The following is a 5,686-nucleotide window of genomic DNA, read 5'->3' on the forward strand; positions in this document are numbered from 1 at the left end:
TGATTGACACGGGTTTCCGCTCAATCGGCATGAATGCCCGAGGCTAGAGCGGTACGAGTTCCTGATGGCTGTCATGTCTCTTGTCGCCGGCATCGCCGCGGCTGTTTTCGCCTTGCTCGCTTGGCTTACCGCTCGCGAGCGCCAGCCCTTCGTCTTGAAACGGGATGGGAATCTTGCTCTTCTCACCCGGGCACGCCGACCCACAGTTCAACTTCGCCGCGTGTTTGTGTTCGGGCATAGCCAACTCGTCACCGCGGATATGGCAGCTAGCACTGAGTGGAGGATCCTTCAGCGTGATCAGCACATAGTGCTTTCGCTCGAAGCCCAGGGAGGAGAAGAGGTTGCCTTTGTCCATCCCGCCGAGACTGTGACGGTGCAGTACCGCCGGCTGTGGCCCTGGGATCCTGCTGCGCCGAACCAGTGGTTGCCTCCCTGGAGACTTCTCCACCGGTACCGACACAAGGTTGGAAACAACAAGAACCAGATGGTCGCGTACCAAACGAGGCTCGACAGTGACGAGAACGCTCGTGTCTGGAAGGAGTGGCACTCATCTTTGCTGTGATCAGTGACCATCTGGACTTCTCCAGCTGATGATTCCACACGAAACAGTTCGTCTGTAGGCGTGCCTCTTCCATGAGGGAGGAACACCCATGCAAAGATGTCCCCTACGCACATCGGGGGGACTCCAATTACCCCAGAAATGCGACAAGCGCCCTGTGATCTTGGCGGACCTGGGCGCTTGTCGAAGCCGCGTAAACAACTTCAGGGATGAGGATAACCCAGGAAACCTCAGCGTCCCAAGCACCGGTCCGGTGTGGGTTCGGATGCAGGCGGCCAGGTGGGATGGCTCCCGCCGGCCTAGAAGCCTTGATGCCCCCCGGCTAGCTCTCCGGCAGGACTTAACTGAGCTTTCGAGCTTCTGACACCGCGGGATGAAGGTGGACCCGGCCCGCTGGGCGTGCAGAGCGACAGAGGACCGCACTACTCGGCGAATGTGCGTAAGGCGGCCTTGGTAGTCAGGAGCACAGACCGGTCCCAGCGCAGGCGAGTAATACCCGTAGCGCTCCCAAGTGGCTCCATACGCCCGGCTCCATACCGGAGGCGTACCAACTGCTGTGGGTTCCCTAGAGGCGACGTTCCCGGCACAGGTGTGTCCGGACCTGATCGTCGCCTCTAGGGGGTCCCGGCGTTCACCACCACCCTCACCACCCGGAGCAGGGCGCGGAACTTGCGCTTGGGTGGTGGTGAACGCCTAGAAAACATCAGCACGAGCGAAGCGAGTTCCTTTACGCAACCCGACCTACGATCGGGTGCTTCTTGGTCTCTGGAGGGATCTCAGAGCTTGTTTCTCAGCCATGTCCTGACTCGGTGATTGGTGCGAGGTCTTTCCGGTGGAGAGGCAGGAGTGTGGTCGATCACCTCACCAGTGGAGGTCGGGTGCAGGGAGGAGTGGCTGGCTTCGAGCATGCGCAGGTGTGCGGCCTGGGCTTCGATGGTGCGCAGTCGTTCGAGCGCGACGGCTTCGGCTGCTTCGCGGCGGGCTTGTTCGACCGCGAGGGCTTTACGGAGTTCGGCCAGCTCGACTGCGATCGTCGGATCCGGTGGGGGCGGGGTGGGTGCAGCGCCCGCTGCAGAGCGCTGCTGGTTCGTGCTGCTGCCTTGCTGCTGCAGCGTGAATCCGGCGGCGATGAGGTCCTCGACCGGGATCGACCAGGTGTTTTCGTTCTGCACCGCGTTGGGGAAGCGGCCGTTTTTGAGGGCTCGCTGGATCGTGGTGCGTGCAGCACCTGTAGCGCGGGCTGCAGCGGCGACGCTGAGCTTGGGTCGCTGGGGCGTGGCCATGTCCCACATCATCGCCGACATCGGACTTACGGCATCGGATGTAGTCACCCGGTGCGGTCATGCTGGAGCCACAGTCCAGTGCAGCACTGACCGGAGGAGATCAGAAACTATGAGCGAGACGATCGTGGCCCGTATCGAGGCAGTGCAGACGCAATTGACCGCTGTGCACACCGAGCTGCGTGCGCTGGCCGAGCTGGTGGACACCCTCGATCCCGACGCTCTCGACGCCACCGCCGAGGACGCGGCCCGATCCGTGATCGATTGGCTGGCCAGTGCCGGCCTCGCCCTCAACAACGCCGATGAACCACTGGCCGCAGCCGCCCGTCACGCTCACCGGCTGCCCTGACAAGATCACTTCGCGTCCGGTTGCACCTCTGTCCTCACCTCTCTGCAGCCGGACGCTTCGGCATCCGAGGGTGCGGCAGATGCGCAGCGGTGCCGCGGCAGCACTCCATCCACGGCGGGTGGATACGAACTTGGCAGCGCACTCCGGTTCCGGCTGCCAAGATCCACACATGGCGAAACGAGGCGGCAGCAACGGCGACGGCAGACGCCATACGAAGAAATCGAGCCATGTCGGCAAACGCTGCGCACTCTGTCGCAAGACTCTCTACGTCCAGGATCAGGTCGCTCAGCTCAGCACCGGCAAGCCCGCGCACCAGGAGTGCAAAGTCGCCTATGCAGCTCGGAAGAAACGCGGCAGCATCACCACCTGGTCCGATCAGGAAGCTCTCGCACAACGGCAGATGACGGCTCACCGCGACCAGCTGCTCGCCGGAGAGACGTTCCGCGGTCATAAGCCGTCGACGTGGAGGCTCGGCGGGAGTCCTTCGTCCACGCCCGAGACCCGCTAGGCGCTTCCGAGGTCCGGGCCCGGCAGTGGACCGGTTTTCCTAGCCGGGTTGCGGGCTGCGGTGGGGTGCGTTGAGGCGACGTAGGTGTCTCCAGTGCGTGATGCCGGTGACCGCTACCGCCGCCAGTACCGCCGGCCAGAAGAAGCCGTACAGATCGACCACTCTCGGGGTGGGGGAGAAAGCGGACATCAGCCCGACGGATGACAGCGCGAACAGAACGACCGTCGACATCCAGGCGACCCCATGCCCTGGTTCCACCACCGGGATCAGACACACACCGACCGGAACAGTCAGTACCGGCACGACCGGACTGCCGAAGTAGCTCCGGATCGAGGAGCCGCAGACCACCGGATCGGGAACCTCTCGCGAGTACAGGCCTGTCTCACAACTCGTGATCTGTGCCATCGAGCTGGTAGCCGCTTCGATCCCGATCAGGACCGTCACGAGGGCCATCAGGATCCAGCTCACCCGTATCGCGACCACCTCGGCATCATGCAGCACGCCCCGCCGCCGGGGTGTGTCGTCTCGGACGTGTCGCCATAGCCATCGTGACGGTGCTGCCGCACTCGGATCCCGTCCCCGGCCGGCCTCCCGCAGACCCGTCCGCATGTCGCGTTCGGTCAGTGGTCGACCGGCCGTAGTCCGGTTCCACATCGCACCCAAAAACCAGACACACCTCTTGCACTAAAGCTGCAATATTGGCACGACGAAATACGATTTCGTGCCGTGACCGCCGCGGAACAGACGACCGACAGCCCCGACAACAGCGCAGATCCGGGGGTGTGCCCGTGGTGCGCAAAACCGGTCCCTCAGCACTCCGGGGCGGGCCGGCCGAGGGTGTGGTGCAGCGATCAGTGTCGCCGCGACGCGTACAGCGCCCGCAAGGCAGCACGCAGCGGAGCGGTCGGGGTGAAGGTGGTCCGGCAGACCCGCACCGTCGAAAAGAAGATCGAGGTCCGAGTGCCCGACTGGCGGATGTCTCCCGCCGCGGCCGCGGAGATCCCCCCGCTCGATGACCACGACATGGTGCTGCGAGTGCTCTCGGACCCGAAGCTGGTGGCGAAGGTGTTCGACTCGTTCAGCGCCAGCTTGTCCCACCGCCGCCCCGGCCAACAGTTCGTCGAACCGCTACATGCATCGATGCTGCAGCTGGTGGATCGCCTCGAGGACTACCGCCGGGACGTGGCTCCCGAACCAGAACCCACAGCCCTGTCTCGGCAGCAGCGCCGAGCCCTGGACCGGCAGAAAACGAAGAAGAAGCACTGACAGTACCGAGCGCCGGCATCGGCATCGAAACAAGCTCCCCGGCGATGCGGGGGTGTCTGCTCCTAGTACGACAGACGCTGCATGGAGCGATACAGAGTGCTGCGTCCGACGCCGAGGATCTCGGCGACTTCGGCGACGCTGTGCCCCTCGCCGAGGAGCTTCTGTGCAGCGGTTCTCTTCGCGGCGGTCAACGCGACGGGGCGTCCTCCGACCCGACCTCGCTTCCGGGCGGACTCGAGGCCGGCCAACGTCCGTTCGCGGATGAGGCTGCGCTCGAAGTCCGCCAGTGCCCCGAACAGGTGGAAGACGAGCTTGCCGCCGGGAGTCGAGGTGTCGATCGCTTCGGTCAGTGACCGGAAACCGACACCGCGCTCCTCGAGCTCGGTCACCAGCTCGATCAGGTGCGGCAGTGAACGCCCCAGACGGTCGAGTCTCCACACCACCAGCGTGTCTCCGGCAGACGCGACGGACAGCAACTCGCTCAGTTGGGGCCGTGCGGCCCGTGCCCCGGAGGCCCGGTCGGTGAAGATCTTCGAGCAGCCGGCCTCTGTGAGTGCATCGACCTGCGGCGCAGGATCCTGGGCAGTGGTCGACACGCGGGCGTATCCGAGCAGTTCAGGCATGCCGACAGTGTCCGACCGGCTACCGACAGAAACGGGACACGTTTTCGGGACAGCATTATCGCAGGTCAGAGCGCCAAGCCGGAGACGTCCCGAAAACGTTCTATTCCGGGATAGAAAAGTTTGCCTGCTTCTTGGACACCTCGACCGGGGACACAACGGGGTCCACGAATGCGCCAGCTCAGCTCAGCCGAAAAGCTCTTCACGGAGGTCTGCGGCAGTAGCACGCTCACCGTCGTCTTCTGCGATTGCCTGTTCGAGTGCCGCTGCATCCCGTGCATTCTCCAAGGCTTCCAACAGTTCAAGATCGTCGGCCGGGATCACCGCAGCGATTCGTTTGCCGTGACGAGTCACGACTACTCGCTCGCCCGCGTAAGCGGTGCGATTCAGCACGTCAGCAAGGTGACCACGCAGATCACCGGAGGTCACTTCTCGGGTCTCAATGGTGGCGGTCATGGTCCCAAGGTACGGCTGCCGATCCCGCTGAGTCAAACGAAAGGTACCAGTGGTACTATCAGTACGTTTTGTACTAAAGAGCGTTAGATCACTATTGCCTATAGGAGTTCGATGACAGCCAACCGATACAACGTCACCTACGCCAGCAGCGCGAAACGGGACCTCAAGAAGATCGCGAAGCACGACAAAGCGCTCGCGAAGGACCTACTTGATTTCGCCGAACAGCTTGGCGACGACCCTCGCCCGCAGGGCTGCACGAAGCTCATCGCCCGTGAGGGGTACCGGGTCCGTTTCGGCAATTTCCGGATCTTGTATCTGGTCCAGGACAAAGAGGTTGAGGTCCATGTCTTCCGCATAGGGGACAGGAAAGAGGTCTACTGACCTCTGGCTCTCGTTCCGATCCGGCCACTTCGGAGTGGCCGGATCGGATGAAGTGAGCTAGCTCCCTCCAGGAGCGAGGATTGTGGGGGTTGATTTCCTGACTGCGCTAGAAATCTGGACTTCGCAGGTCTCCCATGGCTACGGCATGCCGTCTGCGCTGACTTCGTCGTTGCTCTTGCTCGCCAGCCACAGTTCCACAGCCTCGTCCACGGCCGACTCTCCGCGTAGTCCTAGATCTTCCACAGTGGCTTTCATACGGTCTGCTAA

Annotated in this window: 9 protein-coding genes; 4 read left to right on the forward strand and 5 right to left on the reverse strand. The window is 63.1% G+C overall.

Going from position 1 to position 5,686, the window contains the following annotated elements; all coding sequences use genetic code 11:
- Positions 1-43 precede the first annotated feature (43 nt).
- The gene (locus QR64_RS26420; protein ID WP_152640903.1) at positions 44-355 is read right to left on the reverse strand and encodes a hypothetical protein; all 312 of its coding nucleotides are present in this window, start codon (positions 353-355) and stop codon (positions 44-46) included.
- Between the two features lie 980 nt (positions 356-1,335).
- Complete coding sequence (locus tag QR64_RS03380; protein ID WP_152640904.1) at positions 1,336-1,842, reverse strand: hypothetical protein; 507 nt, start codon at positions 1,840-1,842, stop codon at positions 1,336-1,338.
- A 109-nt stretch (positions 1,843-1,951) separates the two neighbouring features.
- On the opposite strand from QR64_RS03380, the gene QR64_RS03385 reads away from it, so the two are divergent.
- On the forward strand, positions 1,952-2,188 hold the full coding sequence (locus tag QR64_RS03385) for a hypothetical protein (protein WP_039584103.1): 237 nt from the start codon (positions 1,952-1,954) through the stop codon (positions 2,186-2,188).
- A 169-nt stretch (positions 2,189-2,357) separates the two neighbouring features.
- Positions 2,358-2,696 (forward strand): hypothetical protein, encoded by a 339-nt coding sequence (locus QR64_RS03390; RefSeq protein WP_039584105.1) that lies wholly within the window; start codon positions 2,358-2,360, stop codon positions 2,694-2,696.
- Positions 2,697-2,735: 39 nt separating this feature from the next.
- Here the strand turns inward: QR64_RS03390 and QR64_RS03395 are convergent, their stop codons facing one another.
- A complete protein-coding gene (locus QR64_RS03395; protein WP_235366985.1) occupies positions 2,736-3,164 on the reverse strand; it encodes a hypothetical protein in 429 nt (142 codons plus the stop codon).
- 258 nt (positions 3,165-3,422) lie between these two features.
- On the opposite strand from QR64_RS03395, the gene QR64_RS03400 reads away from it, so the two are divergent.
- Positions 3,423-3,962, forward strand: a complete 540-nt coding sequence (locus QR64_RS03400) for a hypothetical protein (RefSeq protein ID WP_152640906.1) — start codon at positions 3,423-3,425, stop codon at positions 3,960-3,962.
- 62 nt (positions 3,963-4,024) lie between these two features.
- Here QR64_RS03400 and QR64_RS03405 read toward each other — a convergent pair whose 3' ends face one another.
- Together QR64_RS03405 and QR64_RS25465 are read right to left on the reverse strand one after the other, a co-directional pair.
- Positions 4,025-4,585 carry a recombinase family protein gene (locus QR64_RS03405; protein ID WP_039584107.1) on the reverse strand — a complete coding sequence of 187 codons (561 nt, stop codon included), beginning with the start codon at positions 4,583-4,585 and terminating at the stop codon, positions 4,025-4,027.
- A 183-nt stretch (positions 4,586-4,768) separates the two neighbouring features.
- Positions 4,769-5,038 carry a type II toxin-antitoxin system Phd/YefM family antitoxin gene (locus QR64_RS25465; RefSeq protein WP_084222272.1) on the reverse strand — a complete coding sequence of 90 codons (270 nt, stop codon included), beginning with the start codon at positions 5,036-5,038 and terminating at the stop codon, positions 4,769-4,771.
- A 111-nt stretch (positions 5,039-5,149) separates the two neighbouring features.
- Here QR64_RS25465 and QR64_RS03415 point away from each other — a divergent pair, with 111 nt between their 5' ends.
- Positions 5,150-5,419: a type II toxin-antitoxin system RelE family toxin gene (locus tag QR64_RS03415; protein ID WP_039584110.1), complete on the forward strand. Its 270-nt coding sequence runs from the start codon at positions 5,150-5,152 to the stop codon at positions 5,417-5,419.
- The last annotated feature ends 267 nt before the right edge of the window (positions 5,420-5,686 follow it).

Source organism: Rhodococcus sp. Chr-9 (assembly GCF_000801125.1).
Taxonomy (GTDB): domain Bacteria; phylum Actinomycetota; class Actinomycetes; order Mycobacteriales; family Mycobacteriaceae; genus Rhodococcus; species Rhodococcus pyridinivorans.